22 protein-coding genes are annotated in these 21,405 nt (G+C 50.0%); 6 read left to right on the forward strand and 16 right to left on the reverse strand.

Translation table 11 applies throughout. From position 1 onward, the window contains the following. Window positions 1-56: 56 nt before the first annotated feature. From rraA to ppsA, 4 genes are read right to left on the reverse strand one after another with little or no spacing between them, the layout of a single operon-like run. Window positions 57-551, reverse strand: a complete 495-nt coding sequence (rraA, locus tag B2R29_RS04005) for a ribonuclease E activity regulator RraA (RefSeq protein WP_076514837.1) — start codon at window positions 549-551, stop codon at window positions 57-59. Next, window positions 548-1,216, reverse strand: coding sequence for an NAD-dependent epimerase/dehydratase family protein (locus B2R29_RS04010; protein ID WP_301179889.1), 669 nt, complete (start codon window positions 1,214-1,216; stop codon window positions 548-550). Before B2R29_RS04010 ends, rraA begins: the two co-directional genes overlap by 4 nt. After that, complete coding sequence (locus B2R29_RS04015; RefSeq protein WP_068439631.1) at window positions 1,206-2,159, reverse strand: alpha/beta fold hydrolase; 954 nt, start codon at window positions 2,157-2,159, stop codon at window positions 1,206-1,208. The genes B2R29_RS04010 and B2R29_RS04015 overlap by 11 nt, the downstream gene beginning before the upstream one ends. 27 nt (window positions 2,160-2,186) lie before the next feature. Continuing rightward, the gene (gene ppsA / locus B2R29_RS04020; protein ID WP_297533964.1) at window positions 2,187-4,556 is read right to left on the reverse strand and encodes a phosphoenolpyruvate synthase; all 2,370 of its coding nucleotides are present in this window, start codon (window positions 4,554-4,556) and stop codon (window positions 2,187-2,189) included. A gap of 129 nt (window positions 4,557-4,685) precedes the next feature. Between ppsA and ppsR the strand changes: the two genes are divergently transcribed. Continuing rightward, window positions 4,686-5,504: a posphoenolpyruvate synthetase regulatory kinase/phosphorylase PpsR gene (gene ppsR / locus B2R29_RS04025; RefSeq protein WP_068439635.1), complete on the forward strand. Its 819-nt coding sequence runs from the start codon at window positions 4,686-4,688 to the stop codon at window positions 5,502-5,504. A gap of 3 nt (window positions 5,505-5,507) precedes the next feature. Here ppsR and B2R29_RS04030 read toward each other — a convergent pair whose 3' ends face one another. The 6 genes from B2R29_RS04030 to B2R29_RS04055 all read right to left on the reverse strand — a co-directional run bounded on the left by B2R29_RS04030 (window position 5,508) and on the right by B2R29_RS04055 (window position 11,780). Further along, window positions 5,508-6,353: an alpha/beta fold hydrolase gene (locus B2R29_RS04030; protein ID WP_068439637.1), complete on the reverse strand. Its 846-nt coding sequence runs from the start codon at window positions 6,351-6,353 to the stop codon at window positions 5,508-5,510. Continuing rightward, on the reverse strand, window positions 6,331-7,227 hold the full coding sequence (locus B2R29_RS04035) for a DUF4124 domain-containing protein (protein ID WP_349677985.1): 897 nt from the start codon (window positions 7,225-7,227) through the stop codon (window positions 6,331-6,333). The genes B2R29_RS04030 and B2R29_RS04035 overlap by 23 nt, the downstream gene beginning before the upstream one ends. After that, the gene (locus tag B2R29_RS04040) at window positions 7,137-8,780 is read right to left on the reverse strand and encodes an OmpP1/FadL family transporter (RefSeq protein ID WP_301179891.1); all 1,644 of its coding nucleotides are present in this window, start codon (window positions 8,778-8,780) and stop codon (window positions 7,137-7,139) included. Before B2R29_RS04040 ends, B2R29_RS04035 begins: the two co-directional genes overlap by 91 nt. Before the next feature lie 51 nt (window positions 8,781-8,831). Next, window positions 8,832-9,863, reverse strand: a complete 1,032-nt coding sequence (locus B2R29_RS04045; RefSeq protein ID WP_068439641.1) for a flagellar protein FilC — start codon at window positions 9,861-9,863, stop codon at window positions 8,832-8,834. 18 nt (window positions 9,864-9,881) lie between these two features. After that, complete coding sequence (locus B2R29_RS04050; RefSeq protein ID WP_068439665.1) at window positions 9,882-10,784, reverse strand: C39 family peptidase; 903 nt, start codon at window positions 10,782-10,784, stop codon at window positions 9,882-9,884. 228 nt (window positions 10,785-11,012) lie between these two features. Continuing rightward, on the reverse strand, window positions 11,013-11,780 hold the full coding sequence (locus B2R29_RS04055; RefSeq protein ID WP_301179892.1) for a DUF6160 family protein: 768 nt from the start codon (window positions 11,778-11,780) through the stop codon (window positions 11,013-11,015). Between the two features lie 342 nt (window positions 11,781-12,122). On the opposite strand from B2R29_RS04055, the gene B2R29_RS04060 reads away from it, so the two are divergent. Beyond that, the gene (locus tag B2R29_RS04060; protein WP_301179893.1) at window positions 12,123-13,406 is read left to right on the forward strand and encodes an anthranilate synthase component I family protein; all 1,284 of its coding nucleotides are present in this window, start codon (window positions 12,123-12,125) and stop codon (window positions 13,404-13,406) included. Between the two features lie 7 nt (window positions 13,407-13,413). On the opposite strand, the gene thrH is transcribed toward B2R29_RS04060, so the two are convergent. After that, entirely contained in the window at window positions 13,414-14,031 is a 618-nt protein-coding gene (thrH, locus tag B2R29_RS04065; RefSeq protein ID WP_301179894.1) for a bifunctional phosphoserine phosphatase/homoserine phosphotransferase ThrH, read from the reverse strand. Between the two features lie 168 nt (window positions 14,032-14,199). Here thrH and B2R29_RS04070 point away from each other — a divergent pair, with 168 nt between their 5' ends. Then, window positions 14,200-14,928: a phosphoadenylyl-sulfate reductase gene (locus B2R29_RS04070; protein WP_301179895.1), complete on the forward strand. Its 729-nt coding sequence runs from the start codon at window positions 14,200-14,202 to the stop codon at window positions 14,926-14,928. A 35-nt stretch (window positions 14,929-14,963) separates the two neighbouring features. Here the strand turns inward: B2R29_RS04070 and cysB are convergent, their stop codons facing one another. Beyond that, window positions 14,964-15,938: an HTH-type transcriptional regulator CysB gene (cysB, locus tag B2R29_RS04075; RefSeq protein WP_301179896.1), complete on the reverse strand. Its 975-nt coding sequence runs from the start codon at window positions 15,936-15,938 to the stop codon at window positions 14,964-14,966. A 129-nt stretch (window positions 15,939-16,067) separates the two neighbouring features. Between cysB and B2R29_RS04080 the strand changes: the two genes are divergently transcribed. From B2R29_RS04080 to B2R29_RS04090, 3 genes are all read left to right on the forward strand, one after another. Then, a complete protein-coding gene (locus tag B2R29_RS04080; RefSeq protein ID WP_301179897.1) occupies window positions 16,068-16,841 on the forward strand; it encodes a sulfite exporter TauE/SafE family protein in 774 nt (257 codons plus the stop codon). Window positions 16,842-16,970: 129 nt separating this feature from the next. Next, window positions 16,971-17,150: a helix-turn-helix domain-containing protein gene (locus tag B2R29_RS04085; RefSeq protein WP_301179898.1), complete on the forward strand. Its 180-nt coding sequence runs from the start codon at window positions 16,971-16,973 to the stop codon at window positions 17,148-17,150. Between the two features lie 70 nt (window positions 17,151-17,220). Beyond that, window positions 17,221-18,528 (forward strand): 3-deoxy-7-phosphoheptulonate synthase, encoded by a 1,308-nt coding sequence (locus B2R29_RS04090; RefSeq protein WP_301179899.1) that lies wholly within the window; start codon window positions 17,221-17,223, stop codon window positions 18,526-18,528. 49 nt (window positions 18,529-18,577) lie between these two features. On the opposite strand, the gene B2R29_RS04095 is transcribed toward B2R29_RS04090, so the two are convergent. From B2R29_RS04095 to B2R29_RS04110, 4 genes are all read right to left on the reverse strand, one after another. After that, the gene (locus B2R29_RS04095; RefSeq protein ID WP_301179900.1) at window positions 18,578-19,297 is read right to left on the reverse strand and encodes an MlaA family lipoprotein; all 720 of its coding nucleotides are present in this window, start codon (window positions 19,295-19,297) and stop codon (window positions 18,578-18,580) included. 68 nt (window positions 19,298-19,365) lie between these two features. Next, a complete protein-coding gene (locus tag B2R29_RS04100; protein WP_301179901.1) occupies window positions 19,366-20,088 on the reverse strand; it encodes a DNA-binding domain-containing protein in 723 nt (240 codons plus the stop codon). After that, entirely contained in the window at window positions 20,081-20,953 is an 873-nt protein-coding gene (locus B2R29_RS04105; protein ID WP_301179902.1) for a DUF692 domain-containing protein, read from the reverse strand. Before B2R29_RS04105 ends, B2R29_RS04100 begins: the two co-directional genes overlap by 8 nt. 8 nt (window positions 20,954-20,961) lie before the next feature. Beyond that, complete coding sequence (locus tag B2R29_RS04110; RefSeq protein ID WP_301179903.1) at window positions 20,962-21,297, reverse strand: hypothetical protein; 336 nt, start codon at window positions 21,295-21,297, stop codon at window positions 20,962-20,964. Window positions 21,298-21,405: the final 108 nt, after the last annotated feature.

Consider the following 21,405-nt stretch of genomic DNA (forward strand, 5'->3'; position numbering starts at 1 on the left):
CGCTTAAGTGAACAGCATTACGGCCATGCCGGGCTCTTTACAGAGTGCACTGTTAATCAGGCCTCTGGCATCTCCAGCTTCTGCGGAGAAACGATGATGCCGTTGTTATCTGCGTAAACAAACTGACCCGGGACGAAATCAACGCCGCCAAATTTAACCTTAACGTTCACATCACCGAGACCGCGTTTATCGGTCTTGAGAGGGTTGGTTGCCAGTGCCTGAACACCCAGCTCAGTCTCCATGATAACGTCAACATCACGAATGCAGCCGTAGATGATGATACCTTCCCAGCCATTTTTAGCCGCTTTCTCTGCCAGCATATCGCCCAGCAGCGCGTGACGCATAGAACCGCCACCATCAACCACCATCACTTTGCCTTTGCCATCGGTATCAACCAGCTCTTTTACTTTAGAGTTGTCTTCGTGGCATTTAACAGTAACGATTTCTCCACCGAATGATTCACGGGCACCGTAGTTATTGAACATTGGTTCAACAACAGTAATCAGGTCCGGATATTCATCGCACAGATCTGGGGTAACATATTGAGTCATAGAATCTCTCCTGAGTTAAACATGTCTATTTCACGTACTTTAAATCGGTGTATTCCGGTCAGATCCCGACCAGCGGCTACTGCGATCGCAGAAGCAACAGCAGCTCCATCCCGACACTGGATATTTCTAGGTAAAGGCGACCGCAGGATACAACCCGCGATCTTTTCTGCAAACCGCTCCTCACTGCGCTCGCCCAGCAATACGGACGGTTGCCAGAATTGCACACAGCGGGCGCCTAACTCGCTGAGCCCCGCCTCCATTTCACCCTTGATCCTGTTATAAAAAAATATCGAACTGGCATCCGCTCCAGTCGCACTGACAATTGAACAGAGACTGGCACCTTTTGCGATCGCGGCAGATGCGGTCTCAACAACCAGATCCCGATCGACCGCCGCAAGGCCTGCCTTGCCAGCCACTTTTTGCGTCGTACCAAGTGCACAGAAGAAATGATCAACATGATCAGGCATAGGCTCAGAGAACGACTGCCAGATCAGCTGACCGCTATCGATGTATTTCTTAACAGAATCCGGCGCAGAACTACGCGCAATGGCAACGATTTTACGATAGCGGTTCTCCTGCAGCAGGCACTCCAACAGATGGGAACCAATCAGTCCGGTAACACCGACAATAACCGCAACTTTACTGTAAGGCTCCTCAGCTTGCATAAGCGCCAAGCCAATTACTGACCTTCGGCCAGACTTCGCGTTCGGCATCTTCGCCAATGATCATATCAATGTGAGCAAAATCCTTGCTAAAGCCGCTTCCAACGCCAAGGATAAGTTCCTCTTTAGGGCCGCCGTACATTCGATAAAAACGCTGACAATACTTCGCTGGATCCGTGGTATCACCCGCTGCAGAAACCCCCAGAAGCGGAATTGTCGCTTCTTTCCACTTCGGCAACAGAGGCTCGCCAGTCGATGGCAACTTCCAACGCCCCAGCAGGCTATGGCGCGCAAGGTACTCATTAATGACACCTGCAGGTTCGTTTTCAGGCCCAATTTTCATCTGGCGACCGTCCAGCTCTTTCCTGAAAGAAACAAGCGCACGAGCAATTGGACCCGCGAGCGGAACCTGCAACGCCATATTCGGGCGCACCACTTGCGTACCAAACATGGCAAATGCTGGCAACGAAGTCAGAAAGCCACCGGAAACCGCAGTCGCGATGATAGTCCCACCAAGTGAATGCCCGAGCCAGGCCGGATAACGTCCACTCTGCTCGTGAATAAACTCATGAACCGCCGGGACATCGAAACGCGCGTACCGCTCAACAGTATTTTTTTGATAGTCATCATTACGGGGAGACTGGCCATGCCCACGGTGCTCGTATAACCAGACATCAAAGCCCTTTTCGACCAGAAAACTGGCCATGCCGCGCCCTTTCGCCGACAACCAGAAGCCTTTATTGGTGAAACTACCGTGAACGAGAACAACCGGAAACCCTCTGTCCTCACCTTGCTCGTTACCAGCCAGACCAATCCGCGACAGCGCTATCTGTACACTCGGGTCAGGATCGCGATTGTGTTTCACCAGATAGATATCCTCAGAGAGATCACCAAGGATATCTGCCCGCGATAAGGTCACGGGGAACAGCGAACTGCTGCTCTTCATAATTCGTTCGTCCTTTACTTGGGTTGTTCAGTCCTGCTTATTGGCAAGAAAGAACCAGGTATCCAACACGGAATCTGGGTTCAGAGAAATACTGTCGATACCTTTATCCATTAACCAGCGTGCGAAGTCCGGATGATCCGACGGCCCCTGACCGCAGATGCCGATGTACTTGCCTGCTTTCTTACACGCATCAATGGCGTTCTCAAGCAGAGCCAGAATTGCCGCATTACGCTCATCAAAGAGGTGAGCAATAATGCCGGAATCCCGATCCAGACCCAGCGTCAGTTGCGTGAGGTCATTCGAGCCAACAGAGAAACCGTCAAAATGCTCAAGGAACTGCTCTGCAAGAATCGCGTTTGCAGGGAGCTCACACATCATGATCAGGCGCAGGTCATTCTCACCACGCTTAAGGCCGTTTTCCGCAAGCAGCTCAACCACCTGCTCTGCTTCACCGACGGTGCGAACAAATGGCACCATAATTTCAACATTGGTGAAGCCCATTTCATTGCGGACTTTCTTCATCGCCCGACATTCGAGTTCGAAACAATCACGGAAATTCTTGGAGATATAGCGCGACGCGCCACGGAAACCCAGCATTGGATTTTCTTCTTCCGGCTCAAATAAGCGCCCACCAATCAGGTTGGCGTATTCGTTTGATTTAAAGTCAGAAAGACGAACGATAACGCGCTTCGGCCAGAACGCAGCAGCCAGAGTTGATATACCTTCAACCAGCTTATCTACGTAGAAATCAACAGGCTCGCTGTACCCAGAGATACGACGCTCGACGGTAGGTTTCACATCCTCAGGCAGCTGATCAAAATTCAGAAGCGCTTTCGGGTGAACACCGATCATGCGGTTAATAATAAATTCCAAGCGTGCAAGGCCAACACCGGCGTTCGGCAATGACTGAAAATCAAAGGCACGATCCGGATTGCCGACATTCATCATAATCTTAAGATCAAGATCCGGCATCGAATCCACGCTGTTGGTGCGAACATCAAAATCAAGCGCACCTTCGTAAACGAAGCCGGTATCACCTTCTGCACAAGAAACGGTGACTTCCTGGCCGTCGAAGAGTCTGTCTGTTGCATCATCGCAACCAACAACAGCGGGAATGCCTAGCTCACGGGCAATGATTGCTGCGTGACAGGTGCGACCACCTCGATTGGTAACAATTGCGGCTGAGCGCTTCATCACCGGTTCCCAGTCAGGGTCCGTCATATCAGCTACGAGTACTTCGCCTTCCTGCACCTTGTCCATATCTTCGATATGTTCAATAACGCGTACTTTACCCTTACCAATCCGGTGGCCAATGCTCCGGCCTTCAGCAAGGATATTGCCGGTTTCTTTCAGCAGGTAGCGCTCCATAACGTTTTTACTGGCGCGACTTTTTACGGTTTCCGGACGGGCCTGGACGATATAAAGCTTGCCATCATCACCATCTTTCGCCCACTCAATATCCATTGGGCGGCCGTAGTGTTTCTCAATGATCATTGCCTGACGAGCGAGCGACTGCACTTCGTCATCAGTAATAGAAAATATTCTGCGCAGGTCACGATCAACGCGTTGAGTCTCAACCGATTTACCAACCGAAGCCTCCTTGTTGTAAATCATCTTGATGGCTTTAGCACCAAGATTGCGACGCAGAATCGATGGTCGACCCTCAGTCAGGTTACGCTTGTGAACGTAGAACTCGTCAGGGTTTACCGCACCCTGCACAACGGTTTCGCCCAGGCCATATGAGGAGGTTATAAATACGACATCGTCGAATCCAGATTCTGTATCCAGGGTAAACATGACACCGCTGGATGCAGTCTCACTACGAACCATACGTTGAATACCCGCAGACAGGGCGACCTTGTGATGATCAAAGCCTTGATGCTCACGGTAAGCGATCGCACGGTCGTTAAACAGAGAAGCGAAGACATCACGGATCGCGAAAAGCACATTGTCGATACCGACAATATTCAGATGGGTTTCTTGCTGACCAGCGAAAGAAGCATCAGGCAGGTCTTCTGCAGTGGCTGATGAGCGCACAGCAACGGCCATGTTGTCATTGCCATCTTCCAGCCATGAGAACTCTTCACGCACTCTCTCTTCAAGCTTTGGCGGCAAAGGTGCCTCGTGAATCCACTCCCTGATTTGCTTACCCGTCGATGTCAATGCCTGAATATCATCAACATCCAGCCCCTGAAGCGCATCATTAATTCGTCCGCCCAGGCCCTCATAGGCGAGAAACTCCCGATAGGCATCTGCCGTTGTTGCGAAACCGTCTGGCACTGAAACGCCAGCGGCCGAGAGGTTTCCGATCATTTCGCCAAGTGATGCATTCTTACCGCCAACGCGCTCAACGTCATTGATGGTTACCTGATTAAACCTGAGAACATAATCGGTCAAGGAAACTCTCCTTCGTGCTGATGATTCAATTTTACGCTTGGGTGATTCGCATGAATCACCTATAGTTGCCTGCGTCTGCGGAACTCCGTCAGGCACGTAATACTAAGTGGACGCAGGAAAAATTACCATATGAAGCGCTTTGCCTATTTTATTTCCGACGGTACAGGAATCACGGCCGAAACATTAGGCAATGCCTTGCTAGCCCAATTCGACAAGCTTCAGTTTACCCGTGTAACACTGCCATACATTGATTCGACTGAGAAGGCTAACAACGCAGTGGCCAAAATCAATCAGGCCGCAAAGGACTCCGGCGCACCCGCCATTCTCTTCGATACGATTGTCGACAAGAACATCCGTTCTATCATCGACACCGCGGATGCATTTAAAGTCGACATTTTTGAAGCATTTCTGCATCCACTGGAGCAGGAATTAGCGACTGAAAGCTCGTACTCGGTCGGCAAGTCACACTCCCCTGCGGATAGTACGCGCTACCTGAACCGCATAGACGCAGTCAATTTTGCCCTCGACAATGATGATGGCGCACGCACCCGCCACTACGAAGATGCTGACGTCATACTCGTTGGCGTTTCCCGGTCCGGCAAAACTCCGACCTGCCTCTATCTTGCTATGCAATTCGGCATTAAGGCGGCGAACTACCCGCTGACAGAAGAAGATATGCTTGATCTGCGCTTGCCTGACAGCCTGCAGAAACACAAACATAAGATATTCGGGTTAACGATTGACCCGGAGCGCCTCTCAGCGATCCGCACAGAACGAAAAGCTAACAGCAGATACGCGTCACTTAAGCAATGCTACCACGAAGTAGACGAAGTGGAGTTTCTGTACGAGCGGGAGAACATCCCTTACATCAGCACAACCGACAAATCGATCGAGGAAATTTCTACTAGAATCCTTGATTCCACAGGGCTGAAGCGCTCTCTCGACTGATATTCAAGCACGTAGTGCATTAATCGCCGAAGCCACCTGCTTCGGCCTCGAATAAACAACGCCATGATCTGCACGCGGAACTTCGTGCAACACCCACGTCGGAGATTCAGCCGCCAGTCTTTTATGACGCATACGCATTGATTCAGGAGACAGGCCTCCGATGAGGCTCATACCTGGGACTGGTGAAATCCAGTTAGCATAATGATCTGAATACCGAGTCAACGCCTGACTAACCGCCCTGACACCATAGCCGAGCCCAGCCAGGTTTTCTGACAAACGTCGCACAACCAGGTCATCGCCAGCTTTATCACGAAACGGGGATACAGCATCCAGAAAACCAAGCACAGCATCCGCCTTACCTGACATCAGCAATTCAGCCTGGTCGCCATATTCTTCAGCTCGATGTATCAAAAGCTCTGGATTACTCGCCAACAAGGCCGCAGGCTCAATCAAACCTAATCGCTGCACCTTAAACGGCGCATCACTCAGCTCCGCAAGATGCATTGCCAGCAGCCCTCCAAAGGAATACCCGACAAGGTCAAACTGACCCCAACCCTGATACCTAAGGAATTCAGCGATAGCAGCCAGGTATTCATCAAAGCCCGCAGACTCTGCATTAACCCAAACAGAATCCCCCATTCCCGGAAGATCGGGAATCAGCACTTCATCCCATTCTGTCAGGTAATTAACAACCAGACGCCACGTCAGATCTCCGGCCAGGCCAGCACCATGCAGCAAGACCAGACGACGTGAATCACCCACAGCTGTACTCATGCTTTCTTCGAAGTTGACGAGCGTAGATGCAATATCACCGTGATTGAGGGTTTTACTGAAACGGTGCGTAGCCATCAGCCCAACGAATCTCCAGCGACATATCTTCCGCGGGTTTCATATCAAGATAAAGAATGAAACTCTCAACACCCTTGTCTTCGACAAGCACCCTGGCCTCCTGATATCCAACGCTATGCCAGCTTTCGGGAATACTATCGAGCGGCAAACGTCGCGAGTAGTACAGAGGCTTGAGGTCTGAGTTTAGCGAGATCAGGCTAGCCTCGACCGGAGCGCCACGCAGCCTGAGCACAAGAAATCGACGACCCGAAGTTGCCTTGGGAGGCTTTCCAATGTGAAAGTACCAGGCTGTGTGATTTCCCTGCGAAGTTGGGAACGAGCGATATCTGACAGGGTCAAACAGCTGCACCGACTTAAATTGCTTAGGGGCTTCAACAAACTGGTCAGTAAACGCTTCGCAGCACGCTCCCTGCGTCATTTGCTTATCAACCCGAAAAGGTGGCGCAAGAATAGGATCCCACCCAATAATGACCTCGTCATCGCCCACAATGGTCTCAGCAGCGGCTTCTTGTTCAGCTTCAGCGTCGTATGTTTCCGTACGAACACGCCCATCTGGCTCTACGATCACGTAAAAGGCAGGATTATCCTCATCGTACTGGCGAAGCTTTTCCTGAACCTCCTCCTCTGTCTGGTAGTCATTATCGTCACCAGGAGGTTGCTCCACTGGCTCTTCCTCACCGGGCTTCAGCGGGACATTATGAATTCGCCCCTGCGCATCAACCCAAGTGTAATAACTGCCGTCAGCCATGGCGACTGACGACAGCAGGAAGAGAAATATTAACCTCAGAACTTGGTCCTGAAGCTGATACCCGCGTGCCCAATGGTCAACTTGGTGTCGACATCGAGCCCTGGGTAAGGGTTGGTAACAACGCATGTAAGACAGTTACGGTTAAGAGAGTTACTTGAATTCGGATACTCATTATTAGAACTCGCGTCCTGCGGATCCGCCTTGATATGCTCAACTGATTTCATAAAACTCATCGACAGGTCGATGGTAGTATCCAGGTCCCACTGGTAGCCAAGGCCGACAGCGTACATACGCATAAAGCCAATCGGCGCCTGCAGGCTACGCGAATCCTTAGGAATTGAGCTACGACGGGGTTCAAAACCAGCACGCAGCTGTATACGTGAGTTAAGATCCATCGCCATACCAATATTGTATGTCCAGACACTACGGAAGTTCAGAGGCATTTCCAGAGTGGTATCAGTTACCAAATCCGGCGACAGGATTTTAGCCGTAGAAAGGAAGCTCACCTGACGGTCAAACTGGATGTCTAAGCTGTCCCATTCATCGAAGTCGGTCCAGCCAGCATCCAGATTGAAGTGAAATATATCAAAATACTTGAACTTCACACCCGCCTGAAAATGCTGAGGATAGGTCAGCTCTGACGTCACATGACCAGCCTCATAAGTCTGCCCTTGCGGGAAAGAGAAAATCGCGCCAGTCACAGCACCAATAATCGATGAGTTAAAGGTACGGAAAAAGTCCGCAAAGTCGTCCGTATACTCAAGCTCGTAATCACCGGTCAGCTTGGTATTCGCCTCACTTTGATATGACATACCAAACTTAAACCAACCATTAGGTTCCCAAAGCATACCAAGGTTAAACGATGGAGACAGCGACTCAGTCATAGTGATATCAAGCGTGCCAATATCATCGTAGGGACCAACGTCACCACCACACAGCGTAATAAAAGGCGCCAGCGGATCATTCCGTTTGGGGTTGCCATTTTCATCGGGTTCGAGACAGCCAAAAGCATTTTGCAGCTCCTCGAGCACACCGACCAACACGTTTGGTGCACGAAGTTCCTGCTCTAAAGACACAGCCTGGTGTGAAAACAGGAGACCTGCGCCAACAGAGAATTCATCATTTACCTGATAACCAAATGATGGCGACAAATAAGTAAGCCGCTGAATTGCAACTTCTTTCGCCTGATAACGCCCCGGATCATCATCTCCCTTCGAGAAGCCTGCAGCCATTGGCGCATAGACAGCATTTGCAAAGGTAAATTTTGAGCCCGGCGGCTTAATAGAGAACCCCGCCGTTGGCAGAGCAATGATAGGCAATGGAATACCCTGACGGCCTATTCCAGGAAAATACGCAGCGACGTGCGCTCTACTTTTGCCTTCGTTCAACACAGGATCTTTGGAAGGGTCGAGCAAACCCGCCTCCCCAGGGTCAAAATCATCAGGCAAACTGAATTCAGCTTCAGAGTTCAGAATAATGTTATGGAACTGCAACTGAAACTGACGCCCGTCAAGCTTAGTCAGACCAGCAGGGTTAAAGTGAATATCCATAATCCCGGTAGGGTCCGCCGTTACAGCGTTCCCCAAGGACATGGCTTTGTTGTCGATAAACAGGTTCTGCTGGAGTTCAGCATTTGCCACTCCTGGAACCAGCATCGCTAACAGCGCTAACTTCCGCATATTAAACCGCCACAAACTGTTATTTATTATCGTTTTATCAGTCATGACTGATTAGTTGCCCTCTGAAGGTTTTGCACCCTCAATATCAATAGGCAATGACAGTCCCAGCAGGATATCAGGAGAAAGCTCCGTCATACCAAAGCCGACGTTTACGTTTGCGATCGTTTTTGGGGATACGCGCACACCTAAGGCGAAGTTCATAATGCCGGTCATTTGGCCGGTCGTTTCAGAACGAGTCTCCTGACCAGTTGAAGGGCGATACAGAACAAATTCGCTTCCCATAGAGTAAGACCCCTGGAAAGATGCACTCAGAGAAACATCGTATGAAAGCGAGTAAGCAAAACCCATAGAGGCTGAGATATTGCCCTTATTATTCACTTCTTGCAGCAGCTGATCACCACGCACCTGGTTCAGATCAGTAGCGGGAAGGTCATAACCCGCTGAGAGTGAGCCGAACAAGACAACCGGATCAAGAACTTTAGAAGTACTCAAACCGCCACTCAAGCCAAATGTACCCGACCCTGTGGAAAGCGCTTCATTTTCATCAATTTCGTAAGGCGACTGACCGGTCGGTACACGAAGAGAACCGAAATACGTTCTGGATGCTTTACCCGGAATATACTCAGCTGGCTGCCAGCGAACAGTACCGCTGATATCACCCACGCCGTAACCGGAAAGCTCGTCCTGCGTTTCAAACTTGGAAACCAACGGCAGGCGAACACCGAGTGTCAGGTTGTTAAACAGGCCGTAATCAAACGCAAAGCTATTCGTAAATGAATGGCTTGCAACTGGACTTACATCAACACTACGAACGCGAGAGTCCTCAACATTGAGGTCTATGCGCTGGTCACCATAATAGCTGTAGTCGAAGTTATAGTTGAGAGACATCCCGCCTTTTTTCAGCAAGGAATAGTTCTTTTCCGCCGCCTCAAACACTTCCTCAAGTGCTTTCTCAGTATCAGCATCACTGTCCTGTTTTGAAAGAGCCTCGCGAGCCTTGTCCATTTCTTCAGCGGTATCTGCGTAAGCGCCATTCACAGCAGCCAGCAACAAAGTCAGCGATAAAATTCCGGAGCGTTTCATGATTCTGCTTACCTTTTATTATTTTCTTCTGTAACGGAGAGACTTATTAATACCTTGGCCATCTTCGACAAGGCCATCGGTGACCAGGATATTGAAGTTATCCGGATCGCCGCCGTCTTCAGCAGTTTTGATTTCAGTTTCAAATACGAATGAGCCGTCATCCCCCACAACAGCATCGCCATTCTCATCTACTTTTAAGCGATATTCGTATTCGGCGTTATTAAATGAAGCATAAATCGCATTCTGCAGCTGGTGCTCAGATTTGACATGCAACATTGGAAACTCTTTAAAGGCATTCTCAGCAATAATATGATCTGAAACAAAGCGCATATCCTCTTCATGCAGCTCTAAGCCGCTCGCGGGCTTATGGCCATTCGGGAACACTATAAAGAGAACGTTGTTATCCCAGACTTCGAGAAAACGATGAAGAGTAAAAGAGATGTTGCCCAATGCAGGGTCGGCAACGTAAACCCGGCCATCGTACACCGTGCGGATAACAACAAAATGTTTAAATCCCGCATACTGAATCGGTGCGATAGCTGGGTGATCTAAAGTTTCAAGGTCGGATGCTTCCGCCTTGAACCCCCCTGATGGATGACCGAGCGCCGTAACTAAGCGCTTCATGTCTAACATTGAGAAACCCCGACGCTCTACGATTCGTTCAGTCTCACCGAATCGCAGCAAACCTTCCATCACCTGACGTTCCTGGAAGTTCCTACCCAAGTAAAAGTCGAGAAGTGTCGTCAGGGCAGCAGAGCCACAGGAATAGTCATACACCTGACGCACGACATTTTTGAATTTTTTCGCAGCGAGAGGTTCGACATTAACTACCATATCTTCCTGATAGTCTTCACCGACGGCCACACGAACAACGGTGTCCCCCTGCTCTCGCTCATTCACAATAGCAAGCTCATGTGCCATGGCGAACCCGATAACAGATCCTAAGAGAATAATCAGCACGATTCTAAGGCCTCGGCCTCCCCCTTTATATTTTTATTATAATTTGTATCGTTATCCTATGTTACAGAAACAATTTAGCCCAACCAAGTATAATTCACTGATAAATCAGGTTTTTTCGCTCTTTTTCATTAAATACAGACATAAAAAAAGCCCGCCGGAGCGGGCTTTCTTTCTAGACGCTAAGCGAACTTAGCGACCAGAGATGGTTACAGCCGCACCGTTCAGAGCGATATCAGAGATAGCAACTGAACCGATAGAAGATCCACCCAGAGCCAAGTCACCAATCTCGATAGTACCAGCCAGGTCAAGACCTGTGATAGAGATACCGTCGCCATTGAAGGTCAGAGTAGAGTCAGTGCTAATACCAGTACCAACACCGCCAGTACCGTATACACGCAGATCAGTAATGCCAATCGCGTCGTTCAACAGCGTCATGCTACCTGAGGTAACTTCAACAGAACCACCAACTGAAGTAATGGTAGTATCCGTACCAGACTGTGCAATTGTAGTAACGCCACCCTGAACATCCATAGTAACGTCAACGTTACGCGCCAGGTTAGCAGCAGAAAGGCCAGCATCAGTGCGAGTTTCAACGTTACCGATACGTACACGCAGGCCTGACAGATCAGTCGCAGAGCTATCCATGATGATAGAACCAGTTTCATCAATGTCGATTGCGTTGAAGATAGTAATATCAGAACCATCTGCAGAACCAACGATGATATTGCTAATTGCCAAAGAACCGCCACCAGCAGTTACGCCGTCGACAGTATCGGTATACAGAACTTCACCGATAGAAATGGCATCGACATCAGACAGAGTAATATCCAGATCGATACCAGCCTGACCAGTAGCAGCAGCCATTGCCATTTCGTCCATTGCTACCAGCTCAGCGTTAGCAGCGAAAGATACAGCGGCGATAGATGCAGCCAGAGAAGCTTTCTTGAGGAATTTCATTTGTGCACACTCCTGATTATTTTTATGTAGTACAGCGGGTCTTTCAGCTTACCCGTTGACCATCCTACTTGTTTCACCTTGTGGTGTCACCCGCTTGAATGGTCGATTTTCAATTTGCTTACTGTCTAATGAACTACCAGCAAGCTTTCGAATTAAGCCCCGCTACACGAGACTTGCATTCAATCTATTATGTTGATTTGCAGTTGTCTACCCTTTTTTCACACAAAGTTACGGATAATGGTTACGAAGCGGCTCTGGATGTATACTAGGAGTAAAGAAGCCGCAGAAAATCGCTATTTTTCAGTAGGTTATATACTCACCAACCCAACCAAGTGGCCTGTAATGTTCACCTGCAAACTTGAGCTACCCGGCGCCAAAATACTGAAAACCCTGTCATATCTGGACAACTTCAGCCTGCTCACCATTCCACACAGGCAACGCCATTACTCGAACCTGACAGAAGATGATCACTTCAAGGCAAAATACGTCATTGCGATCAATGAGTCCGAATCGACCAATCAACTACCGCCACTCAAGACCAGGCACCACGATAGAGAGACAGACAGTAAGGGCTGCTTTGTATCAGGTTGGATCGGTCTTCTGGATTACCCCGGCAGCGATAGCCAGACCAGCTTCAGGCGCTACAACTCTTCGCTACTCATAGACCCTGACAGCGACTATTGCATCATCCAGTCTCCTGAACCCATTACTGACTCAACAGTAGCGAGCTACCTTGAAACCCTGAAGCACTGCATGACAGCAACGCAGACCACACCTTCACCAAGAACATGGATGCCAGAGCAGACTCCAGAGCAATATACCGACAGCTTCGCCAAAGTACGCGAGTATCTTTTGAGCGGCGACTGCTACCAGATCAACCTGGCCACCCCCTTCTTCTGCAAGGATGACCTGAGAGATTGTAACCCGTCAGAGCTACTGGAGACTTTTGACGCACCGCATGGATGCATCATCAAAGACAGCGAGCGAACTATCATCAGCGTTTCACCAGAAAGACTTCTCAAGATCTCCCCAAAGACAAGCAAGACTAGCGCGTCACCGACCTTCCAGCTTGAGACGCGCCCAATCAAAGGGACCGCTCCCAGACACATAAATTCAACTGAGGACGCCAGGCTCGCCTCAGAACTAAGAACCAGCCCTAAAAATCAGGCCGAAAACCTGATGATTGTCGACCTGCTACGGAATGACCTGAGCATTCACGCCACCCCGGGCAGCGTCAGGGTGCCCGAACTCTTCACCCTTGAGTCGCATTCCAACGTACATCACCTCGTATCCACCATCACCGCAACACTGAAAGCCGACACACCCGCAACAAAAGCAATTGAAGCGGTTTTTCCGGGAGGCTCAATTACCGGCGCCCCGAAAAAACGTGCGATGGAAATCATCAGCGAACTGGAACCAAGAGAGCGAGGTGCTTACTGCGGCTCCGCTGGCTACATCGATGACAGTGGATCTTGCGACTTCAATATCCTCATACGGACAATTGAAGCAAAAGAAGAAGGCGCAACATGCTGGGGAGGCGGAGGTCTCGTCATCGACAGCAATGCCGACGACGAATACCAGGAGATACTCAACAAGGTGACGAAAATTCTCGACACCCCGTTATAAGTCTTACTTAAAGCGTCAGGTCGCGATTACTGGCTTTGATGAACTCTTTCTTAAGGTCTTCATAAGTGTGCACAGCCGGGAATTGTGGAAATTCCTCGATCACATTCTGTGGTGCATGAAACAGAATACCCGCATCTGCCTCTGCCAGCATCGTCGTATCATTGTAGGAATCGCCGGCTGCGATCGTACGATAATAGATGGTCTGCAAAGCACGGATAGACTGACGCTTAGGGTCAGCCTGACGCAGTTTGTAGTCAACGACACGACCATCTTCATCAGCAACCAGGCGGTGGCAGAACAGTGTCGGAAAGCCCAACTGGCGCATCAGCGGCTGAGAGAACTCGTAAAAAGTGTCAGACAGAATAATCACCTGAAAACGCTCACGCAGCCAATCTACGAACTCCCGCGCACCATCGAGAGGCTTCAATGTTGCAATCACCTCCTGAATGTCCTGAAGCTTAAAACCATGCTGATCAAGCAAAGCCAATCGCTGCTTCATCAGAACATCATAATCAGGAATATCCCGAGTTGTCGCTTTCAACTCTTCTATGCCTGTTTTGTTTGCAAATTCGATCCAGATCTCAGGTACCAGTACACCTTCAAGGTCAAGACATGCGATTTCCATGGAGTCCCCATCAATTCATTCAGGTAATAAAGGGCGCTACTCTACCATTCATCCCGGCAAACACAACGGATTAGCAAACACATGAATAAGAGTATTCTTTTTTAGTATTATTTGACCTAAGAAGCCCCATGATAATATCACCTCAAAATACAACGACCGGATACACCGATGAGAGACGACCAGATTGCCGAACTGAACACCCAGTTTGAAGATAAACGCCCGAAAGACATTATTCGTCACGCCATTGAAAACCATGATGCCATTGCCGTTTCATTCAGCGGCGCCGAGGATGTCATTCTGGTCGATATGGCCGTCAAAATCGATCCAAACGTCGACATCTTCACTCTGGATACGGGTCGACTGCACCCAGAGACATACCAGTTCATAGAAAAGGTGCGCAAACACTACAATATCACCATTGATGTGCGCACACCTGAACAAGCTACACTGCAAGACTTCGTTAAAGAAAAAGGACTATTCAGCTTCTACGAAGATGGGCACCAGGAATGCTGCGGGGTACGCAAGATCACACCTCTTCGCAACAAACTTACCGAACTAGACGCCTGGATCACCGGCCAACGCAGAGATCAAAGCCCGGGGACACGCTCCGACGTTGCTCTCATTGAACAAGACACCGCATTCAAAGGTCGGGGCGAAACACTAATTAAATACAACCCGCTTGCACACTGGTCCTCTGCTCAGGTTTGGGAATACATAAAGATGTTTGACGTCCCCTACAACGAGCTTCACCAGAAGGGCTTTGTAAGCATCGGCTGCGAACCCTGCACCAGAGCGACACTACCGAATCAACACGAGCGCGAAGGACGCTGGTGGTGGGAAGAAGCAACCCACAAAGAATGCGGACTGCACGCAGGCAACATCATTTCTAAAGGCTGAAGCAAGCGCCGGCCTATCGAGCCTCCCTGACGCCATCAGTGAACAGGGAGCTCGATCCCATCAAACAGATCTGTAACATCCTGCCGCCCAGGGCTATGAACTGCCGCCTCAACCAGATCCCGAGTAAGATGAGGCGCAAACGCTGCAATAAAATCAAACATATAGCCACGCAGAAAAGTACCCTTACGAAAACCGATACTGGTAACGCTTGAAGCAAACAAGTGAGACGCATCAATAGCGACCAGGTCTGGATCAGCAACAGGATCGATCGCCATACTTGCCACGATTCCGATACCAACCCCCAAACGCACGTATGTCTTGATAACGTCCGAATCCGCCGCAGTGAATGCCACCTTAGGCGTCAAGCCCTGCCCCTGAAAGGCCTCATCAAGTTTCGAACGCCCCGTAAAGCCGAAGACATAGGTTACGAGAGGGTAAGCGGCCACCTGCTCGAGCGTTGGCCGGGGCGTTGCCGCAAGCGGATGCCCTTTCGGCACCAGAATACTACGATTCCAGCGATAGCACGGCATCATAATCAGATCACCAAAATGCTCCATCGCCTCAGTCGCTATGGCAAAATCGGTTGTTCCATCCGCGGCCATCTCTGCGATCTGCATGGGAGTCCCCTGGTGCATATGCAGAGACACATCCGGGTAGCGCTGCATGAACGACTCAATCACGCCCGGAAGCGCATACCTTGCCTGAGTGTGGGTTGTTGCAACCGACAAGCTGCCGCGCTTCTCGTCACTGAATTCCTGCGCTACCTGCTTGATACTTTCAGTTTTCCGCAAAATATCGCCCGCAATTTTCAGAATGGCTTCGCCCGCAGGCGTAATCCGCGTAAGGTGCTTGCCGCTTCGCGCGAAAATTTCGACGCCCAGCTCATCCTCTAAAAGCCGAATCTGCTTACTGATGCCAGGCTGAGAGGTGTAGAGAGCTTGTGCGGTAGCGGACACATTCAGGTCATGATGAGCGACCTCCCATATGTATCTGAGTTGCTGCAACTTCATTTATCCCACCCCTTACGGCAAAACGCGATTCAAGTTATAAAAATATAAACAAATATTCCTTTCCAGAATAGATGACAACCTCTACATTGTCGCATTCTGTACTATATGCACCCAGATTAGACGACTCAGATGGATTTTCTTCTATACATCGGCGCCGGCGCTGCCGTCGGCTTCATCGTTGGCATGACCGGCATTGGCGGCGGCGCTTTAATGACACCACTCCTGCTGAGCTTTGGCTTTCCAGCGCACACTGCCGTAGGTACCGACCTGCTTTATGCTGCCTTAACTAAGGCGGGCGGCGCATACAGCCATCACAAACAAAAACACGTCAACTGGGGGTTGGTCAAACTTCTGGCCGCCGGTTCAATTCCGGCTGCATTAATTACCGGCGCCCTTCTTCACATGTTTTTCAACGACGCTGAAGATTACGGGCACTTACTGAAAAATGCGCTTGGCATCATGCTGGTAGTAACGGCCATTGTCATTTTTATGAGAACGCGCATTCAGTCGTTTGCTGCAGCCCGCAATGCGCGCAACCTGAGCCGTTTCAGACCCGCTGCAACGATCGTCATGGGTGTATTGCTGGGTGTATTCGTGACCTTGTCATCAGTAGGTGCTGGCGCCATTGGCACCGCCATACTCATGATCCTTTACCCAGCACTCCGCGGCACCCATATCGTCGGCACTGACATCGCTCACGCTGTACCACTAACACTCGCAGCAGGCCTGATCCACCTGGGGCTCGGAAACGTCGACTTCCAGCTACTCGGGGCTCTCCTGCTCGGCTCCATTCCCGCCATTCACTTTGGCAGCATGATCAGCCGCAAAGTCCCAGATGCAATACTGCGCCCCGCCCTGGCAAGCATCCTCCTGTTTATGGGTGCGCGGTATATGTTTCAGTAGGCAGCCCGGCGCGTAAAAATCGCCTGACCCTGTCAGCAGAGTCAGGCACGACCAGCCAACAACCTCCACCACCCAGCCAAAATCTGACTAAACTTTAGCTCCAGTGCCTACATATAAAGGAGTGAGAGCATGTCAGACGAACAACTCATGACCATAGAAGAAGTCGCCAAATATCTTGAGATCAAAACGGTGACGGTCAAACGCTACGCCCGCGAAGGGCTGCTCGACTCGTCTGGTGGCAACGAGCCACTTTTGTTCGAGAGAACTAAAGTCGAACGTTTTAAAGACATTCAAAGCCGCCTTCGTTAAAAATTAACTTTACTTAACCCCAAATCAGCTATTAAGCTTAAGTACGAATAAGCTAACTTAATATCTAATTATGAAAACGACTGATGTTGTCGCTTGGTTTGGGACCAAAAAGGCCATTGCCGAAGCCTGCACTAAGGACGGCTGGAAGCTGACCGCTGCGGCAGTCTCCCAATGGGGGGACGAGCCTCCAGCAGGCCGCCAGAAACAAATTGCCGCCCTGACAAATGGGCAGCTAACTGCTGGCACAGGATCCCCCCAACCTGCTTCAACACCAGCCCAACCGTCTGAAGGCAATCAGGAAATGACTGACAATCGCATTGAAGATCTCAATATTGAGTCCATCGCGACTCTAGTAACTCCAACTCAGCTAAAAGAAGAGATGCCAATCTCTGAGCAAGCCGTAGAGAGTGTCTGCAAGGGCCGCCAGGCCATACGCGATATTCTGGACCGTAAAGACCATCGCATATTCGTAGTTGTTGGCCCCTGCTCGATTCATGATGTAGACGCGGCAAAAGATTATGCTCAACGCCTACGCGATCTTGCCGAAGAAGTCAGCGATACCCTGTACCTCGTAATGCGGGTCTACTTTGAGAAACCCCGCACCACCGTCGGCTGGAAAGGTCTGATAAACGATCCTTACATGAACGACACCTTCAAGATTCAGGATGGCCTGCATACTGCGCGTCGCCTGCTGATTGACCTTGCAGAGCTTGGCCTGCCGCTTTCGACGGAAGCGCTTGATCCGATCTCGCCGCAATACCTTCAGGATCTGATTGCATGGTCTGCAATCGGCGCGCGTACCACAGAATCTCAGACTCACCGCGAGATGGCGTCTGGCCTTTCGTCCGCAGTCGGATTTAAGAATGGAACGGATGGCAGCCTTACAGTTGCCACCAATGCATTGATGTCTGTAGCAAACCCTCACCGTTTTCTTGGTATCGATCAAAGCGGCCAGGTCTCCATCGTATCGACGAAAGGTAACCCGTACGCACACGTTGTGCTCCGTGGTGGCGGTGGCAAACCAAACTACGATTCAGTGAACGTACAGATTGCGGAAGACGCGCTGGCAAAAGCCGACCTCGCGCAGAACATCATGATCGACTGTAGCCATGAGAACAGCAGCAAGAACCCTGCTCTGCAACCATTAGTGATGGACAACGTCAGCAACCAGATACTGGAAGGCAACAAATCCATCATTGGTTTAATGGTCGAGTCAAACATTAAGCATGGGCGTCAGAATATTCCAGCCAACCTGGATGATCTGGAGTACGGCCTTTCAGTAACTGACGGCTGCATCAGCTGGGAAGAAACTGAAGATGCGATTCGTAAGATGCGCGAAAAACTGAAAGACATTCTTCCGGGCCGCGCGGCTGACTAAGAAAGCAAAAAGGCCTCATTCGAGGCCTTTTTTTTATCGATTCCAGAAATCACTCATCAAAGATACCGAATTCATCCTCAAACTCATCCTGAGCCTGGCCATCGTTAACCAGATACTCACGACTCTGAAGATAAGCACTGCGAATAAAGAGGTATCGATCACCGGTAATAAACTGCTCAGACTCAATCAAGTCGGAGCGCAAGTCGAGCGCTTTCAAGCCCAGCATCGCAGCATCTTCGCCGAGGTTATCGCCAAAATACGTATACGACAGACCGGTATAGTAATCCCCAACATGCCCAACAGAGTGACGTAGTGTACGAGGGCCAAAAAATGGCAGTACCAGATAAGGACCATTACCCACACCCCAGTAACCCAGAGTCTGCCCAAAATCTTCGCGATGTTTCGGCAATCCGATATGTGTTGCGACATCAAAAAAACCGAAAAACCCGACTGTGCTATTTACCAGAAAACGCCCTACGGCCGTCGCTGCCCGTGAGAATTTAAGCTGAGCGACATCGTTTGCACTGGTTAAAGGATCAAGGGCATTCTGGTACATATTCGTGATACCAGTGTCGACAACTACCGGGGTAACCGCGTTATAGCCTCTGGCTACCGGGACAAAGAAGTTGCGATCAAGATAGTCGTTGAATGCAAATATCTTTCGGTTTGTTTCTTCAAAAGGATCGTACTCTTCTTCTGCCTCGACAGTTGGCACTGCCAGGCCGATAGCTACCGTTCCGATCAGCACAACAAGAGAATGAAAATGCATAATATGACGTCCTGTTTTTGTAGCGCTCATAATGTCAGAAAGAAGAGAAAACGTCAGCTTTTACTGTTTCACGTGCGGATAACACCTTGCCGGTGCCAATCACTCAAAACCTGCAGCGCCCCTTGAAGTGCGGCATCTCCCTCCAGCCCAGCCTGAGACATCACGGTCTCGACGGCTTGCCGTGCAGTTAATCCTGCGGTTGACCGGGCAGCCTCCAGAATCATTAGTGAAAGCGGCGTACAACTGATAAAACGGACTTTATCTGAGGGGTCGCGATAAACAACAAACCCTGATAACTGCTCAGCCACCTCAGGTTCGAATCCTGAAATCTGATGAACAGGATACTGGTAACATGCGACGATGGATGCCGGGTTAATCATGAGTTCAGAGTCTGGGTCAAACTCTTCATGGCTTACCTCTGTAAACCCATCAACATCCATGACATCCACAGCTAGCTCAAGCCACTCGTAATGCGCAAGTTCGGCGAGATACGGAAATTCATCCATAATATCCCGCTGCGTCACCAGCCAGGACAAAAACTCTTCGCTGATTTCCAGAAAAAGTGGAGACGTTGCCTGATGCTCACGAAAAAACGAACGGGAATAGTCCTTCCAGCGACTATCACCAACAGCCTCTCTGCACACAGGAAAAGTGCCATCAAGAAAGCCACAGACACTATTAAAGAAAAGCTCCCGATAAATCTTTAGTCCGGGCTGATCACCAAAGCACTGACCACCGTCGGTCCGTATATCTTTGGCGAACGCACGTTGCATCTTTGCCAAGTCAGACATGCACAAGAGACTCCTGAGCTGCCTTGATTCTAGCTACCTCATCAAACATCCCGCTCAAATCAGGAAAGTTAAAGTCGCGCTCCAGAAGCGTCGGCCTAACACCATGTACATCGTATGCAGTTGCTAATAATTGCCAGACAGGTTCAATCACGTCTGCACCATGCGTATCTACCAACAGCCTTGATGACGGATCGACACTTTGATCATCCGAGCCCGCTGCATCCTGATAATGACCCGCAATATGATAGTAGCGAACTCTGTCGCTGGGCATGGCGCGAATATATTCCTCCGCGTCGTACCCGTGATTTGTTGAATTAACAAAGACGTTATTCACATCCAGCAGCAGTTCGCAGTCCGCGGCATCCAGCACTGCTTTTACAAACTCCGGCTCAGCCATCTCACGCCCGGGCTCAACATAGGCTGACACATTTTCGATCACCAAGCGCTCTCCGAGGATATCCTGCACCCTCATAATCCGCTCACTGACGTACTTAACAGCCTCTTCAGTAAAGGGAAGCGGCATAAGATCATAGAGATGACCATCATCTGAACAATAACTCAGATGCTCACTGTAAACGGCCACCTTATGCTCTTTCAGAAATTCTCTAACATCACGAACGAAAGCTTCATCCAAAGGTGCCGGGCTACCAATAGACAGCGACAAGCCGTGACAAGCAAACGGATAACGTTCCGTAAAATAGCGAAATTGGCGGCCTAGCCGGCCACCAACCCGCAACCAGTTCTCGGGCGCGACTTCAAAGAAATCGACTGGAATATCATCACCGCTTTCAATGCGGGACTGCAGGTCGGAGATAAATCCGCGGCGCAGCCCTAAGCCTGCGCCCGTGATCTGGTGGCGATTCATATCAGTGCTCAGCTCTCTTTTTTGCCGCCGCACTTACCTTCACCGCACTTACCTTCTTTCTCAGACTTGGCGCCACACTTGCCTTCGCCGCACTTACCTTCTTTTTCAGATTTGGCACCGCACTTACCTTCGCCGCACTTACCTTCTTCATCAGCTTTGGCGCCACACTTGCCTTCGCCGCACTTACCTTCGTGATGCGCTGCTACTTTATAACCCTGATTCAGTTCTGCAGAAGCAAATGGATTCTCAGCAGCATTTACGCCTGCCGCTGACACAGCAGTAACGAACGCCGTTCCCAGAACAGCAGACATCAGTTTGTTAGTATCTTTAGTAGAGTTTTTCATCGCAGTTTCCTTTTCAGTGTTAGGGGCAAAAAGTGCCCATCTGTTTCCTGTACGATCCAAAGTACAGGTTGGATTCAGTATGTCAGACGATTTTGCTCTTACACACCG

It is taken from the genome of Thalassolituus sp. UBA3500 (assembly GCF_002377545.1).
Lineage (GTDB): Bacteria > Pseudomonadota > Gammaproteobacteria > Pseudomonadales > Oceanobacteraceae > Thalassolituus.